The following is an 18,562-nucleotide window of genomic DNA, read 5'->3' as shown; positions in this document are numbered from 1 at the left end:
AAAAGAAACTCGTTTCTTTCACGTAGTAAGCTATGTGTATTGAGAAAAAGTGAAATGCCTGATTTTCGGTTTACAAAATGCTATGTCTCTATGTGTTTAAAAAGACTCCGAAACGAATTAAATAAAATAAGAAAATGAAAGATCGTATCATTTCAGTTGATGTTTTAAGAGGGCTTACTGTCTTGTTAATGACCGTTGTAAACAATCCGGGAAGCTGGGATTATGTTTACCCCATTCTCGATCATGCAAAGTGGAACGGCTGCACCTTAGCCGATCTCGTTTTTCCGTTTTTCATACTTGTCGTTGGAATTGCGATTCCACTCGCCATGCCTATTAAACAGAACAAACCCGAAAACATCTTAAAAATAATCACCCGTTCTCTGCGCATCATTTGCCTGGGATTTTTTCTGTACTTTTTTAACAGCATTTATTTTCTGGGACTTGACGGATTTCCGCTTCTTCTCGTGCGTTTAATGCTCACCGCTTTAGTTGGATATGCTTTAATTGGAAACTTCAACCTTAAAATTAAAACCCTTTTAGCGGTTGGTCTTTTCATTATTTTTCTCGCTTTAGCTTATGGCGGACACGAAAATTTCAGCGATGTCAGACTTCCAGGTGTGCTGCAACGCATCGGAGTTGTTTATCTGCTGGTTTCACTCGTCTATTTAAAAACAAACGTAAAAACCCAAATCATTCTAAGTACTCTTATTTTATTGGGCTATTGGGCGATCATGACACTGGTTCCTGTTCCCGGAATTGGTCCTGCAAATCTGGAACCGGGTACCAATTTAGCGTCATGGCTCGATAGTATTTTACTAAAAGATCACATGTACATCGCTACCAAAACCTGGGATCCGGAAGGTATTCTAAGTACTGTACCCACTATAGCAAACGGATTGATCGGACTACTAATAGGTCAATTGCTTCTAAAACCCATACCCAAAACCGAAATTGCAAAAAAAATGGGAATCCTCAGTGTTGCCCTGATGATCTCAGGATTACTGTGGTCTCTATTTTTCCCTATAAATAAACCACTTTGGAGCAGCTCGTATGTTTTATTTACTGCCGGGATTGGCTTATTTCTCCTCACCCTGATCTATTATGTAGTAGATATACTCAATCACAAAAAATGGACAACTTTTTTACTCAGCTGGGGCGTAAATCCAATGATTGTATTTTTTGTTTCCGGCATACTGCCTCGTGCACTTGCCATGATTAAAATTCAGAATCCTCAAAATATTTCCGAGACTATAAACGTTAGAGACTATGCGTACCAGTACGGGATCAGTCCTCTTTTTGAAAATCAATTGTTATCGTCCCTTACCTATTCTGTACTGTATGTACTATTATGGAGTTGTGTTTTAGGATATTTTTACAAAAAAAGACTCATTTTTAAGGTATAAATCCTATTGATTTAAGATTTAGGATATTTGATTAACGATTATTGATTTACAAAACTAAAACTAATGTCTAGCTGAGTAGAATCAAAATTGTCGGTCTTCGGCTCCGCTCAGACTGACAATTTCGACTCCGCTCAGACAGACAGCTTCGACTCACAAACAACAAACAACAAACAACAAACAACAAACTATAAACCATAAACTATAAACCATAAACTATAAACCATAAACATTTAAAATTTCTGATTAACGATTATTGATTTACAAAACCAAAACTAATGTCCGGCTGAGCGAAGTCGAAGCCCCCCCCATTCTCGTTGACCTGTCTTCGACTTCGCTCAGACAGACAAGTTCGATTTACAAACTATAAACTATAAACCCTTTATATTTAACATTTCCGATTAACGATTATTGATTTACAAAACTAAAACTAATGTCCGGCTGAGCGGAGTCGAAGCCCCCCACGTTCTCGTTGACCTGTCTTCGACTTCGCTCAGACGGACAACCTCGACTCCGCTCAGACGGACAACCTCGACTTCGCTCAGACAGACAAGTTCGACTCCGCTCAGACAAACAACAAACAACAAACAACAAACAACAAACAACAAACAACAAACAACAAACAACAAACAACAAACCATAAACCATAAACAGCAAAGAATTTCACTCCGTTTATCAACCTATAATTAAACGAATAAACGATTAAACCATTAAACATTCCCCTTAATCACTATTCTAAAATTATAATTTCTTATACTCATCTAAAAAAACTATTTTTGGTTTCTGTTAAAAAAGATTGAAATGCATAAAAATCAGCAACTATTATTCTCTATTCTATTTTTATTTTTCTTCGGATGGAAATCCGATGCACAGGAAAAAACACTTTACCCTAAAAACGAATTTAGAGGGGTCTGGATTGCAACTGTGGTCAACATCGACTGGCCTAAAACCGCTAAAGACAGCGTAGAAAAAGAAAAAGCGGACTATCTTGAGATTTTAGATGCTTATAAAAAATTAAACTACAACGCCGTAATAGTTCAGATTCGAAGCGTTGGAGATGCTTTATATCCAACAGAACTCGCACCATGGTCCCGTTTCCTGACAGGGAAAGAAGGACAGGCACCCAATCCGTATTACGATACCTTGGCCTGGATGATCGAGGAAGCCCACAAAAGAGGCTTTGAATTTCACGCCTGGCTGAATCCGTATCGCGCTACTTTCGACCTGAACAAACAGCAGTTAAGTCCCGATCACGACATTTTTAAGCATCCGGAATGGATGATTGAATACGCCGGAAAAATATATTACGACCCTGCATTACCTGAGGTTCAGGAACATCTAACCAAGGTGGTAAAAGAAGTAGTCGACAAATACGATATCGATGCCATTCATTTTGACGACTACTTTTATCCGTATACTGTTCCGGGAAAAACCTTTAACGATACCACTTCCTACAAAAAATACGGAGCCGGGTTAAGTCTTGGTGATTGGCGTCGTGCCAATGTGAGCAACTTTGTACACACCATTTCGACCATGATCAAAACCAGTAAACCATGGGTACAATTCGGAATCAGTCCGTTTGGGGTGTGGCGTAATAAATCTCAGGATCCAAAAGGTTCAGAAACCCAGTCAACGTCCAATTACGACGATTTGTATGCCGATCCTGTTTTATGGATGGACCAAAAATGGATCGATTACATCCTTCCTCAATTGTACTGGAGTATGAACAACCCGAGAGCTTCTTATTCAAAATTGGTCAAATGGTGGTCAGAAAACTCTAACAATACTGCGCTTTATATCGGACACGCCTCTTATAAAATCAGAGGAGACAATGACAAAAGCTGGAATTTTGCCAGTGAAATTCCAAATCAGATTGATTATGCTAGAAGCTTCAAAAAAGTAAGCGGAAGCGCTTATTTCAGTTCTAAATGGTTCATGAACAAGAACTTTGATATAGTTCGTCTTTTAGAAGAAAATCAATATAAATATCCGGCACTTCCGGCTGCAGTACCCAATTTAAAGCACATTATAATCGATACACCGGTTTTCAATGAGTATTCAAAAGACAGCAGTAAATACACCTTCACAATCAAAAGTCCGTTGAATACAAAAGTGCGCTACATCGTAATTTATGGTGGAGATCATGTTTCGAAAGTAGATGTTAATGACGCTACAAAAATTATCGATAAAATTACCGTTTATGAAACAAACGGAGTAATTTCATTCAGCATTCCTGCCGAAAAAATAAATCAGTACAAAGCCTGCGCCGTAACCTTTATTGATTATTATGCCAATGAAAGCACGCCCGCAGCTATCGACCTAAAAAAACCATTTAAACCTTATACCCCTGCCCAGCCAAATGAAAACAGATAATAAACCATGGTTCTGGATTCCGTTTCTAAATTTCGCATCTGGATTGCCTTATGCCATAATTATCTCTGTTTCGGTAATTATGTACAAAAATCTGGGAATATCAAACGAAGATATTGGCGTCTACACCAGTTTATTATACCTGCCCTGGGTGATAAAACCACTTTGGAGCCCTTTTATTGAGTTGACAGGAACTAAGAGAAAATGGTTTTTATCAATGCAATTGCTCATCTCTATTGCTTTTTTGGTCGTTGGATTCACCATTCCTACAAGTGGTTTTTTCATGATGACTTTAGCCATATTCTGGGTTGCCGCTTTTGCATCAGCCTCCAATGATATTGCTAGTGATGGTTTCTATTTATTGGTTTTACCCAAAGAGCAGCAATCTTTTTTCTTAGGAATCAGAAGTACCTTTTACAGACTTTCGATGCTTGCCGGAAATGGATTAATTGTTTTGCTTGCCGGTTATTTAGAACATAAATATGGCGACAATACCAAAGCCTGGTCCTATACCATGATTATTGTTGGTTTATTGATGACATTTATTACCCTTTACAATTTCATTTTTACGCCAAAAGAAGAAATAAACACCTTAGAAAGTGCTGATAAAACACATCATCAAAACTTTGCCACTATATTTATCAGTTTCTTTCAAAAAAAACAAATTGGAATAATTCTCGCTTTTATCCTAGTTTTCAGACTTGGTGAATCTCAATTACTTAAAATGTTAAGTCCTTTTTTATTGGACGGAAAAGAATTAGGCGGAATGGGATTAGATACGGAAGCTGTTGGAATAATTTATGGAACTCTGGGGATTTTTGCTTTGACTGTTGGAGGAATTTTAGGCGGAATCGCGCTTTCTAAACATGGTCTTACCAAATGGATGTTTCCAATGTTTTTGACCATGCATCTCCCTATTCTTGGTTTTATCGGATTGGCTCATTTTCAGCCGCAAGATATTTTCCATCTTCATATCAATTTGTATTTTTTCGAAATTAACTCTCCTTTAAATCTGTATACCTGCATTACCGTTATTCTAGAACAATTTGGATACGGTTTTGGTTTCACAGGTTTTATGATGTATTTAATTCATGTTGCAGAAGGAGAATCAAAAACGGCACATTATGCGCTTGCAACCGGTTTTATGGCATTAGGAATGATGCTTCCGGGGATGTTAAGTGGCTTTATACAAAAATATTTAGGTTATGAAAACTTCTTTATCTGGGTAGTAATCGCCACAATCCCAGGTCTTATTTTATCACGTTTTTTAATTTTCCCGAAAGATTTTGGGAAAAAATCTGAAGAAGTTTAACCCCAAATCAAACATCTTACCTATGGAGATCAATGAAAATTTACAGGCCGAACGAAACCTGAAAGCAATTGAATTGGAAAAAGCAGGAGAAACGGAGAAAGCAATTGCGTTATACGAACAAAATATCAACGAAGGTTTTAAAGGAAATCATCCTTACGACCGATTAGCAACCTTCTATAAAAACCAGATGGATCTCGATAATGAGATCCGGGTTTTAGAAAAAGCCATTGTTGTTTTTGAAAAAATTACACTCGAAGACCGACTCGAAGGTTTGCCGAAACTCTTCCGTTTCAAAAACCGCTTAGAAAAAGCATTACACACCAAAACACAACTTGCCAAACAAAAGAAAAGCAAACTGAAATAAGAACAAATTATCATTTTCTAAGTTTTCGCAACCGTATGAAGACAAAACCAAACATATTAGCAATAGTAGTAATCATACTCTTATTATTTTCATGCGGACAATCAAACGAAAAGAAAAAGAAATCTGGAGTTAGAAAAGATTCGGTTTCGGCAACGTTTTTACAAAAGGAAAAAGAACGTTTAGAAAAAAGAAAAAAATTAGAACAGCAAAATAGAATTGATAGTGTAAGATTTGACCAGATCTTAACAAATGCAATAAAAATTGCAACACAAAATATTGACAAGAACAAATTTCACCAAGAATATAAAGTGAACACTGCAATTGAAGTGGATATAAATTTCGATAATCATTTCACCAAAAAGCATCCCCATTTAATTATTCACCGTTACGGAATAAACGATGTATACATTGACATCTATTCAAAAGTTAACAATAAATTTAAAAAGGTGGTCTCTCATAAAGAATGGAGTCTGACTTATAGAAATGACACTATTAGAGATATTAATGGAGATGGATTAAAAGACTTCGTTTTAAACTGGTATGGTGCTACCGGGTGCTGCTTAAAAGCTTTCAGTAATATTTACTTACTCAGAGAAGACCAAAAGACTTTTTCAAATAGTTTTGAATTTATCAATCCAACTTTCTCTCCTAAAGAAAAAATAATAAGAGGTGTACAATATGGTCATCCCGGAGAAACTGAGATGTACAAATACAGATGGAATGGCGAGACAATTGACACTCTGGAATATGTCTACTATGAAAAAGACAAAAACGACAAGAAAACCGGTAAATTAATTATCTCAAAAAACAAACCTTATAACAATAATAAAAAAGAGACCGTGATACTGAGTTCAATGCCTAATGAATATAAAACAATTGAGGGTTATGATTGGTTTACGGGGAAAGGTTATGAATAAAAAGCAGCTTTAAAAGAGCATTTTTATGAAAATGCAAACTTTTTAATCCTGAAAAATAAATTTCAGCTTAGCCAAAACACCATATTGTAAAGCGCCTTTTTTCAAAAACGAAAATAAATTTAACATCATGATTAGTTTAAAAAGAACCAACTCTGACGATACTGATTTTAAAAATCTGGTCGTTTTACTGGATCAGGATTTAAAAATCAGAGACGGAGAAGACCATGACTTTTACAATCAGTTTAACAAAACCGATCTCATCAAACATGTTGTCGTTTTCTATGAAAATGATATAGCAGTTGGTTGTGGTGCTTTCAGGGAAAAAGAAAAAGATACGGTCGAAATCAAACGCATGTTTGTCCACCCCGATTTCCGAAAAAGAGGAATTGCTTCTCAGGTTTTGGCAGAACTCGAGCGCTGGGCAAAAGAAATCAAATACAGCAATACGATTCTCGAAACCGGTAAAAATCAGCCGGAAGCCATCAGCTTATATCAAAAATTAGGTTACACTATCATTCCAAACTATCCGCCTTACGAGAAAATGGACAATAGTGTTTGTATGAAAATGACTTTAAAATAATCTTTTGGGTGTAATCATTTTTAACACATAGAAACATAGATTTTTTTACTTCAAAAAAGGCGTTTCACTTATTTAAAACACACAAAACTGGTTATGTGAAAGAAATTATATTTTTTTTTGTATCCTTTTTTACACATATCCCGATGCATCGGGACTATCTGTTTAATTAAACTTTTACGAATTACAACCCAACGGGTTTTATACTAATGAAAATGACAGCACAAGCATTAAGACAAAAAGTGGGACAATTCTTTTTTCCTGCAGTTTTTATAAACGATACCGAAGAAAACATCCAGGAAACTGAACGTTTAATAAAAGAACACCACATTGGCGGACTTACCTTTTTTCACAGCCGTGCGAGTGCTGCAACAAACTACGAGAGCAAGAAAAAAGTTGTTTTTAATGACGACAGCTATCAAAAAATAAAAGACCTGATTGTCCGTTATCAAAACGCAGCCACTACCCCTCTCCTAATCAGCATTGATGCCGAATGGGGCTTAGCCATGCGCATTGAAAAAACACCGCAGTACCCATACGCCATTACATTAGGCGCCTTACCGGAAAATAAATCGAATCTGGTTTATGAAGTGGGGAAACAAATTGGTTTAGATTTGAAAGCTGCAGGAATTCATTACAATCTATCTCCCTTGGCCGACATCAATAACAACCCGAACAACCCCGTAATAGGCTATCGCTCTTTTGGTGAAAACAAAGAAAAAGTAGCCCATTTTGCTGTAGAATACCTTAAAGGCATGTCGGAAGTGGGAATTTTAGGCTGTCTGAAACACTTCCCCGGACACGGAAATACCAATGTCGATTCACATTTAGGGTTACCGGTTTTAAGCGAGACTTTAAAAGAATTACTTGAAAACGAGCTGTACCCTTTTATTAAAGGAATTGAACACAATGTCGATTCGATTATGATTGGGCATTTAGCAGTTCCAAGTTTGAACGAAGGAAAAAATACTTCGGCAACTTTATCAAAACCTATTATTGAAACACTTTTACGAGAAAAACTGGGTTACGATGGTCTGGTCATTTCCGATGCACTGAACATGCATAGTGTTTCTAAATTATACGAAACCAAAGGAGAATTGGAATGGGAAGCCTTCAATGCGGGTAATGATGTTTTATGTTTCGCCGAAAATGTACCCGAAGGAATCGAAGCCATTCTTAAAAATGCTTCTCCTGAACGTATTGAAGAAAGTTTCAACAGAATTATCAAAGCCAAGCAAAAAGTTGGAATTCTAGCTGAAAATCAATTTACTTCAGGTGAACTAAATTTCGAAAGAGCATCAGCTTTAAACCTTGAAATTGCTCAAAATTCCATCACAAAAATCATTGATGATTTCACCATCGAACAGGTTTTTGAAGCACAAAAAAACAACCAGTTAGCCAAATTAAGTTTATACAAAAACACGAAAAATCCATTTTTTCAGACTTTAAATACCGTACTAAATTCAGCAGAATTTGATTTTGAGAATGCAGAAGATTCATCCATTTCAGAAATCAAAAAAGGTCTGGAGCCATTCGAAACCGTTATTATTTCTTTGTTTGTTCCGAAAGCAAAACCAATGAATAATTTCGAAATCAATGATGAAGTTTTAGAATTGCTTTCTAACCTTCTTCAAACCAAAAAGTGCCTCCTTTACGTTTTCGGAAATCCTTATGTTTTGCCAATAATTCCGAATCTTTCTAAAGCTTCCCGAATTATTCAGGTGTATCAGGATTTCGAAGAATTTCAAAAAAATGCAGGAATTCAATTTCTTGAAAATAATACTTGCAGAGGAAACCTACCCGTAAATATTGAAATCCAATAACTTACAAAAACCAAACAGTAACTTATAATCAAAAACTATCACCTAATAAATATTAATAATTACTTCTTATTGTAAGAATACGCACTTATGCCCTACTTTTGCACCAGAAATAAATTTTTAACTTTAAAACGAAAAATATGTCTTTAGTAGGAAAAAAATTCCCAAGTATTGCAGTTGATGCTATCTCTGAAATGGGTGATAATTTAAAAATCAACATTTTTGAAGAAGCAGTAAACAACAACAAAAAAGTATTATTGTTTTGGTACCCAAAAGATTTCACTTTTGTTTGCCCAACTGAATTACACGCCTTCCAAGCTGCTTTACCAGAATTTGAAAAAAGAAATACTATCGTAATCGGAGCTTCATGTGATACAAACGAAGTACACTTTGCATGGTTAAACACACCAAAAAATAACGGTGGAATCGAAGGTGTTACTTACCCAATCTTAGCAGATACAAACCGTAACTTAGCTAATATTTTAGGTATTCTTGACATCGAAGCTACAAGCTACAGCGAAGAAACTGATTCAGTTATCATCGAAGGTTCAAACGTACCTTACAGAGCTACTTACTTAATTGACGAAACTGGAAAAATCTTCCACGAAAGTGTTAACGATATGCCATTAGGACGTAACGTAAACGAATATTTAAGAATGGTTGATGCTTACACTCACATTCAAACTAAAGGTGAAGTTTGTCCTGCAAACTGGGAAGCCGGAAAAGAAGCAATGAGCGCAGACAGACTTAGTACTGCTGAGTATTTAAGCGCTAATTAAGCAGCAAAGATACTAAGGTTCTAAGATGCTAAGTTTTTTAACTTAACTTTTGAATCTTACCTATAGTTCTACAATAAAAGTCAAGAGATTCTAAGATTAAACTTAGATCTTAGAATCTCAACGACTTAAAAAACTATCAAATAAATCCACACAAAGTTATTCGGTTCGAGAGCAAAAATTTAGCATCTTAGAACCTTAACAACTTAGTGTCTTAAAAATAAAAACTATGTTAATCGACTTAAACGAAGATACGTTAGCAGATTTAGTTGCTAAAAATGAAAAAGTAGTAGTGCAATATTCAGCTTCATGGTGTGGAAATTGCCGTATTATGAAACCAAAATTCAAAAAACTAGCCACAGAAAACGAAGCTATCACTTTTGTTTTGGTTGATGCTGAAAATTCACCGGAATCAAGAAAGTTAGCCAATGTAAGCAACCTGCCTACGTTCGCAACCTTTGTAAACGGACAATTGGTTGGAGAAACTCAAACCAACAAACAAGAAGTTTTAATCGACTTGGTAAACGCGATCGCGTAATGAGATTGGTTAGACTTGCTTAGATCTTTAGACTCCTTAGATGATGTCTAAATTTTCAAGAAAGTCTAAGAAGTCTAAGAATGTCTAAAATCTAAGAAATCTAATTATGAAATTACCCGTAATAAAGCAGTTAACCCAATTCATCGAAGAAAACGATCAGGATTATATCATTGAAACTATCGAAGTTTTAGAAGCGATGACTGAAATTCCGTCTTTAAAAGATGAAGAATTAGATGTAATTGGCGAATTAATTTCGAATATGTATGGTGCGCTTGAAGTACACAAAATGGTAGTTCAGGGCACTGATAAAAAAGAAGCTCTAAATGCGTTCATGAAACGTGTTTTAGGTTCCATCGATAAATAATCGAGCATACAAATAAAAAAAACATGACAAGAGAAAGCGTTTCAATTTTGAGGCGCTTTTTTTTTTAGTTTTCAGTCTCAGTTTTCAGTCTCAGTTTGCAGTCTCAGTTTGCAGTCTCAGTTTGCAGTCTCAGTTTGCAGTCACACTCTCGGTTTAAACCACGAGTGTCCTCCTGAGCGAAGTCGAAGGACTTTCATACTACAAAAGGTCTTCTTCACCAATCAGATCAATAAACGAAAAACTCATATCATGTCACACTCGCACTCTGAACCAATGGTGTCTTCCTGAGCGAAGTCGAAGGAAACCCAAGCGATAGCGAATAGGCGAAGCAGATCACAGAAAAAACTCCAGAATCAAAAATACCTCTCTAGTGCGATTTCTCCTTCGCCGAAATGACATCCTTTGTGATAAATCTAAAATAATTTGTGAATACGTGACTATTAAAACAGCCCCCTTAATCTCTCCTTAAACCCATCAACAAATACTTTTAGATTCGAATATTAATCCTTACTTTTGAACCTCATTAATTTAAATAAAAATCATGGCTTCAATAACATTGGGAGGAAATCCTATTCATACTTCAGGCGAATTACCAACAGTTGGATCACAACTAGCTGATTTCAAATTAGTACAAAACGATTTATCAGTTGTTTCTTTAAGCAATTTTGCCGGAAAAAAACTGGTTTTAAACATTTTCCCAAGTATCGATACCGGAACTTGTGCTACATCTGTTAGAAAATTCAATGAAAGTGCCAGCAACTTAGAGAACACAACTGTATTGTGTATTTCAAGAGATTTACCATTTGCACAAAAACGTTTTTGTGGTGCTGAAGGATTAGAAAATGTAGTTAACTTATCCGATTTTCAGGCAGGAGATTTTGGAAAAACAAACGGTTTAGAAATTGTTGACGGACCTTTGGCTGGTTTACATTCAAGAGTAATCATTGTAGTTGATGCTAATGGAAAAGTAACTCACACTGAACAAGTAGCTGAAATTGCAAACGAACCAAATTACGAAGCAGCTTTAGCAGCATTATAATATCTTTAAATGGAATTTCAAAAAGACAATACCTTTGTTACCGGCCGTCTAAAAAGTATGACCTATGCTTTTAACGGAGCGGTAAAATTAATCAAAACAGAACACAGCATTATGGTTCAATTCTCTCTGGGAATTATCATGACCATAGCCGGGTTTTATTTTCATATTTCACAAACCGAATGGTTGTGCCAAACATTAGCCATAGGCCTCGTTTTAAGCGTTGAAGGTTTGAATACGGCAGTAGAAAAAATTGCCGATTTTATTCACCCTGATTACAGCAAACGAATCGGTTTTATTAAAGATATTGCAGCGGGAGCGGTATTTTTTGCCGCAATGACAGCAATCGCAATAGGCTTAATCATTTACATCCCAAAATTTATATAGGCAACAGGAAACGCAAGAATGGCAAAAACAACCAAAAAGGAAACTTTAGACAAAAAAAACGAATCAAAGACTGAAAAGATAAAGTACGGAAACCTATCCAAACAACAAAAATTTGTTTTAGGATGTCTTCTGATACTCTTTTCTGCGGCACTATTAGTTGCCTTTATTTCTTTTTATGTCAACGGACAATGGCAATCTGACCAAAGTGCGGTAAGCCAGCTTGGCGATCGTACCGAAATTGTAGAAAACTGGCTCGGAAAATTCGGGGCATTCCTCGCCGATCTTATTGTATACAAAGGCTTTGGTATTGCTTCATTTATATTCGTTCGTTTATTTTTCCTTACCGGAATGTTTCTCGCTTTGGAACTCTCTACCAAAAAATTAAAAAATACTTGGTTTTGGGATCTTTTTGCCCTTATTATTGTCTCTGTACTATTTGGATTTTTCGCCACTTCAGCACCTGAATTGGGCGGAACGATCGGATATGAACTCAATCTGTTTTTACAAGATTATATCGGAAAAACCGGAACTTTACTTACGCTACTTTTCGGATTAATCGTGTACCTGATTTTTAAAATCAAACTATCTCCTGAAAAAATTCAGTCGTATTTTGATTCTACTAAAAAAGAATTCAATTCAGAATTGGCTTCAATAAAAAAACCTCAGGAAGCCGAGAGTGCTTATAACTTAGAAGAATTTGCTATTGAGGAAGAAGATCCGGAATTAGACAACATTCATCTAAAATCTAATATCAGCCAATTCGAAATCAACAAAGAAGCTTTAAAACCAACCATTTCAAACGCCTCAGAAATTGATTTGAATCCGGTTTTAAAACCAGTTCAAATGGATATCAATCCGGTAACTGTAAAAACTCCTGTTCATACCGAAGAATTTGTAATTGAAAAAGCAGAAGAGGAAGATATTATTGAAGAGAATCTGGCTTCCCGTCTAGTAGCCGATTTTGGTTTATTCGACCCTACTTTAGACCTATCCAATTACAAATTCCCTACACTTGACATATTGAAAGAATACTCAACCGGAGGAATTACGATCAATCAGGAGGAATTAGAAGAAAACAAAAACAGAATTGTTGATACACTTCGCAATTATAAAATTGAAATTGCACAGATCAAAGCAACTGTTGGACCATCGGTAACCTTATACGAAATTGTACCGGAAGCCGGGATCAGAATTTCTAAAATTAAAAGTTTAGAGGATGATATCGCATTATCACTTTCAGCATTAGGAATCCGTATTATAGCTCCTATTCCAGGAAAAGGAACTATTGGTATCGAGGTTCCGAACAAAAACCCTACAATGGTTTCGATGAAAAGCGTTATTGGATCTGCTAAATTTCAGGAAGCTGAAATGGAACTGCCAATTGCTTTAGGAAAAACAATCTCCAACGAAACTTTCGTGGTCGATCTGGCCAAAATGCCTCACTTACTGATGGCCGGAGCAACCGGACAAGGAAAATCGGTAGGTTTAAATGCTGTTTTAACCTCTCTTTTATACAAGAAACATCCGGCCGAAGTTAAATTTGTACTGGTAGATCCGAAAAAAGTAGAGCTTACGCTTTTCAATAAAATCGAAAGACATTATTTAGCCAAACTACCTGATACAGAAGACGCTATCATCACCGACAACGCAAAAGTAGTAAATACACTGAACTCACTTTGTGTTGAAATGGACAATCGCTACTCTTTACTAAAAGACGCGATGGTACGTAACATCAAGGAATATAACGAAAAATTCCGAGCAAGAAAACTAAATCCCGAGGCAGGGCACCGATTTTTACCTTACATTGTTCTGGTAGTCGACGAGTTTGCCGATTTAATTATGACCGCCGGTAAAGAAGTTGAAGTCCCTATTGCCCGTTTGGCTCAATTGGCCCGTGCTATTGGTATTCACCTGATTATCGCTACACAAAGACCATCGGTGAATGTTATTACAGGTTTAATTAAAGCCAATTTCCCCGCAAGAATTGCTTTCAGGGTAACTTCTAAAATTGATTCCCGAACCATTCTGGACACACAGGGAGCCGATCAGTTAATTGGACGAGGAGATTTATTATACACCAACGGAAATGATGTGATACGTGTACAATGCGCCTTCATAGACACTCCTGAGGTGGAAAAAATTACGGATTTTATCGGTTCGCAAAAAGCTTATGCCACAGCTTATTTGCTTCCGGAGTTTGTTGGAGAAGAAAATGGCATCAATCTTGATGTGGATATTTCCGAAAGAGATACTTTATTCAGAGAAGCTGCAGAGATTATTGTCAATGCACAACAAGGTTCGGCTTCATTACTGCAAAGAAAATTAAAATTAGGATACAACAGAGCCGGTCGCCTGATCGATCAGCTGGAAGCAGCAGGCATTGTTGGTCCGTTTGAAGGCAGTAAAGCAAGAACCGTAAACATCACTGACTTAAGTGCTCTTGACCAATTTTTTAATAATGAACAAAATTAATCCCATCATGAAAACAAAAATTCAGGAAATCCAAAACAATTCTATTACTAAGATGACTAAAAAGTGCATTCAAATGGCGGTTTTATTGCTTTTGAGCTTCACTTCTATTCAGGCTCAGGATAAAAAAGCCAAAGATTTATTGAATGAAGTAACTTCAAAAATAAAAAGCTACAACAATATTGTTATTGACTTTAAATACACACTGAATAACGCTAAAGAGAACATCAACCAGGACAGTAAAGGAAATGTAACCATGAAAGGCAATCAATATGTATTGAATTTTATGGGAGTAACAAAAATATTTGACGGTCAGAAAACCTACACCATCGTTCCGGAAGACGAAGAAGTAACCATTTCTAAAGTAAACGAAAAGGACGATACTGCTATTACACCTTCAAAGATGCTGACTTTCTTCAATTCCGGCTACAAATACAACATGGATATTGTTCAAAATGTAAAAGGTAGAAAAATACAATATATCAAATTAGCTCCTACAAGTTCTAAAGACCAAAGAAAAGAGATTCTTTTAGGTATTGATGTTCAGACCAAACACATTTATAACCTGATCGAAACCGGAAAAAATGGAACAAAAACCACTTTAACCGTTAATTCTTTTAAAACCAATCAGCCTTTATCAAAAAATCAATTTACATTTGTAGCGAGCAAATATCCAAAATACTACATCAATAAATTAGATTAATTACAAGGTTGAAAATTTTAGACAAATACTTACTCAAAACATTCCTGATTACATTTACTACGGTATTTGTAATCCTTTTTTTTATCTTCATACTCCAAACCGTATGGCTCTTTATCTCCGAACTTGCAGGTAAAGATCTTGATTTGATTTTGGTTGTGAAATTCCTTTTATTCTCGATGCCGAGAATCATTCCGCTGGTTTTACCGCTATCGGTTTTACTGGCCTCTATTATGACTTTCGGAAATCTGGCTGAGAATTATGAATTCGCAGCGATGAAATCATCAGGAATATCACTTCAGAGAGCGATGCGAGGTTTAATCGTGTTTATCTTTGTTTTAAGCATTGTCGCTTTCTGGTTCGCCAATAATGTGATTCCGTATGCGGAATATAAATTTATTAATTTCCGAAAAAACATAGCACAAGCTAAGCCTGCCATGGCAATTGCCGAAGGGCAGTTTAATGACGTTGGGTTTTACAACATTAAAGTCAACAAAAAATCTGGTGAAAATGGAAACATTTTAACCGGTGTTACGATTCACGAAAAACCAACCAATACCGGCGAAAACAAAACCGTTATCAAAGCCAAAGATGGTGAATTGATGAGTAACGAAAAATCCAGTATTTTAAAATTAGTTTTAAATGACGGATATTACTACCAGGACGTTACTCCGAAAAAATACGAAGATCGCGCGAAACTGCCTTTCATAAAAAGTGCTTTCAAAAAACAGATCATTAATATTGATTTATCCGAATTAAACAAAACCGCCGACGATAAAGAAAACATAAGCAACACAAACGGAATGTTGAATATTAACGAACTTCGTTATACACTGGATTCCCTGAACAAAAATCTGGATAATGAAATCATCTCTTTTTCAGAAAATATCAATCAGCGTGTGGGTATTACCAAATCATCCGTTCCTGTAAAAACAAATAAAAAGAAAAAGAATCTGCCTAACAACCTTTTATCACTTTACACGAATAAAGAGAAGGCTGATGTAATAAGAATGGCAAGCAGCAATGTTACAAGCAATATCTATTCTATCGAATCAACACAAAACGATTTAAAAGAAAAACAAAGAGATATCAATCAACATTTAACAGCCTTATACGAAAAATTTGTAATCGCTTTTGCCTGTTTCTTAATGTTTTTTATTGGTGCACCATTAGGAGCTATCATTCGCAAAGGAGGACTTGGTCTGCCTATTGTATTTGCCGTTTTAATTTTTATTACATTCCATTTCATTAATACTTTCGGAAAAAGACTTTCACAGGAAGGTGCAATGAATCCGTTTTTAGGATCATGGATGTCCTCTTTTATACTATCACCATTAGCTGTATTATTAACGTATCGTGCTACTAACGACAACGGATTAATCAACTTTGATGCAATTACTACTCCAATCTCACAACTATTTCAAAAAATTTCCGAGCGGTTTTTTCCTGCTCAAAATCAAAAATAACTATGTCAACAACAAAAATACAACTAAACACCATTGAGGAAGCTATTGAAGACATTCGTCAGGGTAAAGTAATCATTGTAGTGGATGATGAAGATCGCGAAAATGAAGGCGATTTTCTGGCTGCAGCCGAAAAAGTAACTCCGGAAATGATCAATTTCATGGCTACTCACGGACGCGGATTAATTTGTGCTCCATTGACAGAAAGCCGTTGTAAGGAATTGGACCTAAGACCAATGGTAACCAACAATACCGATCATATGAAAACTGCTTTTACGGTTTCTGTAGATTTAAAAGGACATGGGGTAACAACAGGAATTTCGGCAGCTGACCGCTCTAAAACGGTAATAGCACTGACCGATTCAAATGTTAAACCACATGAATTGGCACGTCCGGGACATATTTTCCCTTTAGTAGCCAAACAAGGCGGAGTTTTAAGAAGAACCGGACACACAGAAGCCGCTATAGATTTTGCCAGATTAGCAGGATTTAAACCAGCTGGTGTTATTTGCGAAATTTTGAATGAAGACGGTACCATGTCTCGTTTACCTGAATTGGCAAAAGTGGCTAAAAAATTCAATCTAAAATTAGTTTCGATTGAAGATCTGGTAGCTTACAGAATGCAACATGACAGTCTGATTGTTAAAAAAGAGGATTTTGATATTGAAACCCGTTTTGGAACTTTTAGATTAAGAGCATACGAGCAAACTACCAACAAGCAAATTCATATTGCCTTAACAAAAGGAACCTGGAATCTGGGAGAGGCTATTTTAACAAGAATCAATTCTTCGCAGGTAAACAATGATTTACTTGGCACTTTGACCAATAATGCTGAACAGCAATTAGACGATATGTTCAAGGTGATTAATGAAAATGGCAAAGGAGCCGTGTTATTCGTTAATCAGGATATGACGGCTGTAAATCTATTGAACAGAATTGCCGAACTTAAAACCTTACAGGCAGGAGGAACAATGAAAGCTCCAAAAGTAATCATTGACAGCAAAGATTATGGAATTGGTGCGCAAATTTTACACGATATCGACATTTCAAAAATCAGATTGGTTTCTAACACGGAACAAACAAAACGTGTGGGAATGATTGGATATGGACTTGAAATTACCGAATACGTAAGTTATTAATATATGGGAACAGTAGAAGAAAGAATTATAAAATCGGAAACACGAATTTTCAAAGCGGTTTTCCCGAGTACCACAAACCATTACGACACTTTATTTGGAGGAACAGCGCTTCATGTTATGGACGAAGTTGCTTTTATTTGTGCTACAAGATTCAGCAGAAAAAAAGTAGTAACGATTTCAACCGGTCAAATCGATTTTAAAAAAGCCATTCCGGCGGGAACTTTAATCGAATTAGTAGCCAAAGTGATCAGTGTTGGAAGAACGAGTTGTAAAATTCACGTCGATATTTTTATGGAGCAAATGTATTCCGAGCTTCGCGAAACCGTAGTTTCTGGAACATTTTCGTTTGTTGCGGTGGATGAAAACAAAAAACCGGTGCCTATTTTGGACGACCTGAACTAATTTTTTCAAAAATCTATTTTTCGTAAATACTGATAATTAGATACTTGAAAATTATTTCAAAAAAGCTTAAAAAAAAGCGCTGAAAAAGTTTTGAGAACCGAAAAAGCATCTTATATTTGCACTCGCAATCAGCAAATGATCGCAACATACTGGAGAAATGGCAGAGCGGTCGAATGCGGCAGTCTTGAAAACTGTTGACTGTAACAGGTCCGGGGGTTCGAATCCCTCTTTCTCCACAGAAGACAAAACTCTCAACATTGTTGAGGGTTTTGTTGTTTTACAACTATAGTGTTTTCTCTATACTTTAAAAAGTACCTAATCCCCTGAATGTGTTTATGGGATCAGGTTCAAAAGTTGGGGATTAAGCAAAAAGATTAGATAATCTGAACAAGAAAAAGGATCAGGTTCAAAAGTTGCAACCTAATATTGGTAAGTAACTTTATCCTTTAAGGGATCAGGTTCAAAAGTTGGGGATTAAGCAAAAAGATTAGATAATCTGAACAAGAAAAAATCTATATTGCTCACTCC

At 36.1% G+C, this 18,562-nt stretch carries 17 protein-coding genes and 1 tRNA gene; all 18 read left to right on the top strand.

The window, feature by feature from the left end; all coding sequences use genetic code 11:
* Window positions 1-134: 134 nt before the first annotated feature.
* The 18 genes from JO950_RS15230 (at window position 135) to JO950_RS15145 (ending at window position 18,270) form a co-directional block, all read left to right on the top strand.
* Window positions 135-1,403 carry an acyltransferase family protein gene (locus JO950_RS15230; protein ID WP_202703424.1) on the top strand — a complete coding sequence of 423 codons (1,269 nt, stop codon included), beginning with the start codon at window positions 135-137 and terminating at the stop codon, window positions 1,401-1,403.
* A gap of 798 nt (window positions 1,404-2,201) precedes the next feature.
* Entirely contained in the window at window positions 2,202-3,773 is a 1,572-nt protein-coding gene (locus JO950_RS15225) for a glycoside hydrolase family 10 protein (protein WP_202703423.1), read from the top strand.
* Window positions 3,760-5,082, top strand: a complete 1,323-nt coding sequence (locus JO950_RS15220; protein WP_202703422.1) for an MFS transporter — start codon at window positions 3,760-3,762, stop codon at window positions 5,080-5,082. The genes JO950_RS15225 and JO950_RS15220 overlap by 14 nt, the downstream gene beginning before the upstream one ends.
* A 22-nt stretch (window positions 5,083-5,104) precedes the next feature.
* On the top strand, window positions 5,105-5,446 hold the full coding sequence (locus tag JO950_RS15215; protein ID WP_202703421.1) for a hypothetical protein: 342 nt from the start codon (window positions 5,105-5,107) through the stop codon (window positions 5,444-5,446).
* A 35-nt stretch (window positions 5,447-5,481) separates the two neighbouring features.
* Window positions 5,482-6,363, top strand: coding sequence for a hypothetical protein (locus JO950_RS15210; RefSeq protein ID WP_202703420.1), 882 nt, complete (start codon window positions 5,482-5,484; stop codon window positions 6,361-6,363).
* 127 nt (window positions 6,364-6,490) lie between these two features.
* The gene (locus JO950_RS15205; RefSeq protein ID WP_202703419.1) at window positions 6,491-6,943 is read left to right on the top strand and encodes a GNAT family N-acetyltransferase; all 453 of its coding nucleotides are present in this window, start codon (window positions 6,491-6,493) and stop codon (window positions 6,941-6,943) included.
* A 206-nt stretch (window positions 6,944-7,149) separates the two neighbouring features.
* The gene (locus tag JO950_RS15200; protein ID WP_202703418.1) at window positions 7,150-8,763 is read left to right on the top strand and encodes a glycoside hydrolase family 3 protein; all 1,614 of its coding nucleotides are present in this window, start codon (window positions 7,150-7,152) and stop codon (window positions 8,761-8,763) included.
* 137 nt (window positions 8,764-8,900) lie between these two features.
* On the top strand, window positions 8,901-9,539 hold the full coding sequence (locus JO950_RS15195; protein ID WP_173967336.1) for a peroxiredoxin: 639 nt from the start codon (window positions 8,901-8,903) through the stop codon (window positions 9,537-9,539).
* Between the two features lie 226 nt (window positions 9,540-9,765).
* Complete coding sequence (locus JO950_RS15190) at window positions 9,766-10,074, top strand: co-chaperone YbbN (protein WP_007805605.1); 309 nt, start codon at window positions 9,766-9,768, stop codon at window positions 10,072-10,074.
* Window positions 10,075-10,180: 106 nt separating this feature from the next.
* On the top strand, window positions 10,181-10,438 hold the full coding sequence (locus JO950_RS15185; protein WP_017495510.1) for a hypothetical protein: 258 nt from the start codon (window positions 10,181-10,183) through the stop codon (window positions 10,436-10,438).
* 541 nt (window positions 10,439-10,979) lie between these two features.
* Window positions 10,980-11,477 carry a thiol peroxidase gene (tpx, locus tag JO950_RS15180; RefSeq protein ID WP_017495511.1) on the top strand — a complete coding sequence of 166 codons (498 nt, stop codon included), beginning with the start codon at window positions 10,980-10,982 and terminating at the stop codon, window positions 11,475-11,477.
* 9 nt (window positions 11,478-11,486) lie between these two features.
* Window positions 11,487-11,861 carry a diacylglycerol kinase gene (locus JO950_RS15175; protein ID WP_017495512.1) on the top strand — a complete coding sequence of 125 codons (375 nt, stop codon included), beginning with the start codon at window positions 11,487-11,489 and terminating at the stop codon, window positions 11,859-11,861.
* 18 nt (window positions 11,862-11,879) lie between these two features.
* The gene (locus JO950_RS15170; RefSeq protein ID WP_202703417.1) at window positions 11,880-14,333 is read left to right on the top strand and encodes a DNA translocase FtsK; all 2,454 of its coding nucleotides are present in this window, start codon (window positions 11,880-11,882) and stop codon (window positions 14,331-14,333) included.
* A 7-nt stretch (window positions 14,334-14,340) separates the two neighbouring features.
* Window positions 14,341-15,033, top strand: a complete 693-nt coding sequence (locus JO950_RS15165) for an outer membrane lipoprotein carrier protein LolA (RefSeq protein ID WP_051041434.1) — start codon at window positions 14,341-14,343, stop codon at window positions 15,031-15,033.
* 8 nt (window positions 15,034-15,041) lie between these two features.
* A complete protein-coding gene (locus JO950_RS15160; RefSeq protein ID WP_202703416.1) occupies window positions 15,042-16,496 on the top strand; it encodes an LptF/LptG family permease in 1,455 nt (484 codons plus the stop codon).
* A gap of 2 nt (window positions 16,497-16,498) precedes the next feature.
* On the top strand, window positions 16,499-17,632 hold the full coding sequence (ribB, locus tag JO950_RS15155; RefSeq protein ID WP_202703415.1) for a 3,4-dihydroxy-2-butanone-4-phosphate synthase: 1,134 nt from the start codon (window positions 16,499-16,501) through the stop codon (window positions 17,630-17,632).
* A 3-nt stretch (window positions 17,633-17,635) separates the two neighbouring features.
* Window positions 17,636-18,034 (top strand): acyl-CoA thioesterase, encoded by a 399-nt coding sequence (locus tag JO950_RS15150; RefSeq protein ID WP_017495517.1) that lies wholly within the window; start codon window positions 17,636-17,638, stop codon window positions 18,032-18,034.
* A gap of 151 nt (window positions 18,035-18,185) precedes the next feature.
* A tRNA-Ser gene (locus JO950_RS15145) sits at window positions 18,186-18,270 on the top strand.
* The last annotated feature ends 292 nt before the right edge of the window (window positions 18,271-18,562 follow it).

This window comes from Flavobacterium sp. UGB4466 (assembly GCF_903469665.1).
GTDB lineage: Bacteria > Bacteroidota > Bacteroidia > Flavobacteriales > Flavobacteriaceae > Flavobacterium > Flavobacterium lipolyticum.
The sequence above is the reverse complement of the archived record's forward strand: the minus strand, read 5'-3'. Positions and strand labels throughout refer to the sequence as shown.

Excerpts from the sequence above, each read along its gene's own strand:
- JO950_RS15230 (WP_202703424.1), top strand. The coding sequence starts at position 135 with ATGAAAGATCGTATCATTTCAGTTGATGTTTTAAGAGGGCTTACTGTC.
- JO950_RS15225 (WP_202703423.1), top strand. The coding sequence starts at position 2,202 with ATGCATAAAAATCAGCAACTATTATTCTCTATTCTATTTTTATTTTTC.
- JO950_RS15220 (WP_202703422.1), top strand. The coding sequence starts at position 3,760 with ATGAAAACAGATAATAAACCATGGTTCTGGATTCCGTTTCTAAATTTC.
- JO950_RS15215 (WP_202703421.1), top strand. The coding sequence starts at position 5,105 with ATGGAGATCAATGAAAATTTACAGGCCGAACGAAACCTGAAAGCAATT.
- JO950_RS15210 (WP_202703420.1), top strand. The coding sequence starts at position 5,482 with ATGAAGACAAAACCAAACATATTAGCAATAGTAGTAATCATACTCTTA.
- JO950_RS15205 (WP_202703419.1), top strand. The coding sequence starts at position 6,491 with ATGATTAGTTTAAAAAGAACCAACTCTGACGATACTGATTTTAAAAAT.
- JO950_RS15200 (WP_202703418.1), top strand. The coding sequence starts at position 7,150 with ATGAAAATGACAGCACAAGCATTAAGACAAAAAGTGGGACAATTCTTT.
- JO950_RS15195 (WP_173967336.1), top strand. The coding sequence starts at position 8,901 with ATGTCTTTAGTAGGAAAAAAATTCCCAAGTATTGCAGTTGATGCTATC.
- JO950_RS15190 (WP_007805605.1), top strand. The coding sequence starts at position 9,766 with ATGTTAATCGACTTAAACGAAGATACGTTAGCAGATTTAGTTGCTAAA.
- JO950_RS15185 (WP_017495510.1), top strand. The coding sequence starts at position 10,181 with ATGAAATTACCCGTAATAAAGCAGTTAACCCAATTCATCGAAGAAAAC.
- tpx (WP_017495511.1), top strand. The coding sequence starts at position 10,980 with ATGGCTTCAATAACATTGGGAGGAAATCCTATTCATACTTCAGGCGAA.
- JO950_RS15175 (WP_017495512.1), top strand. The coding sequence starts at position 11,487 with ATGGAATTTCAAAAAGACAATACCTTTGTTACCGGCCGTCTAAAAAGT.
- JO950_RS15170 (WP_202703417.1), top strand. The coding sequence starts at position 11,880 with ATGGCAAAAACAACCAAAAAGGAAACTTTAGACAAAAAAAACGAATCA.
- JO950_RS15165 (WP_051041434.1), top strand. The coding sequence starts at position 14,341 with ATGAAAACAAAAATTCAGGAAATCCAAAACAATTCTATTACTAAGATG.
- ribB (WP_202703415.1), top strand. The coding sequence starts at position 16,499 with ATGTCAACAACAAAAATACAACTAAACACCATTGAGGAAGCTATTGAA.
- JO950_RS15150 (WP_017495517.1), top strand. The coding sequence starts at position 17,636 with ATGGGAACAGTAGAAGAAAGAATTATAAAATCGGAAACACGAATTTTC.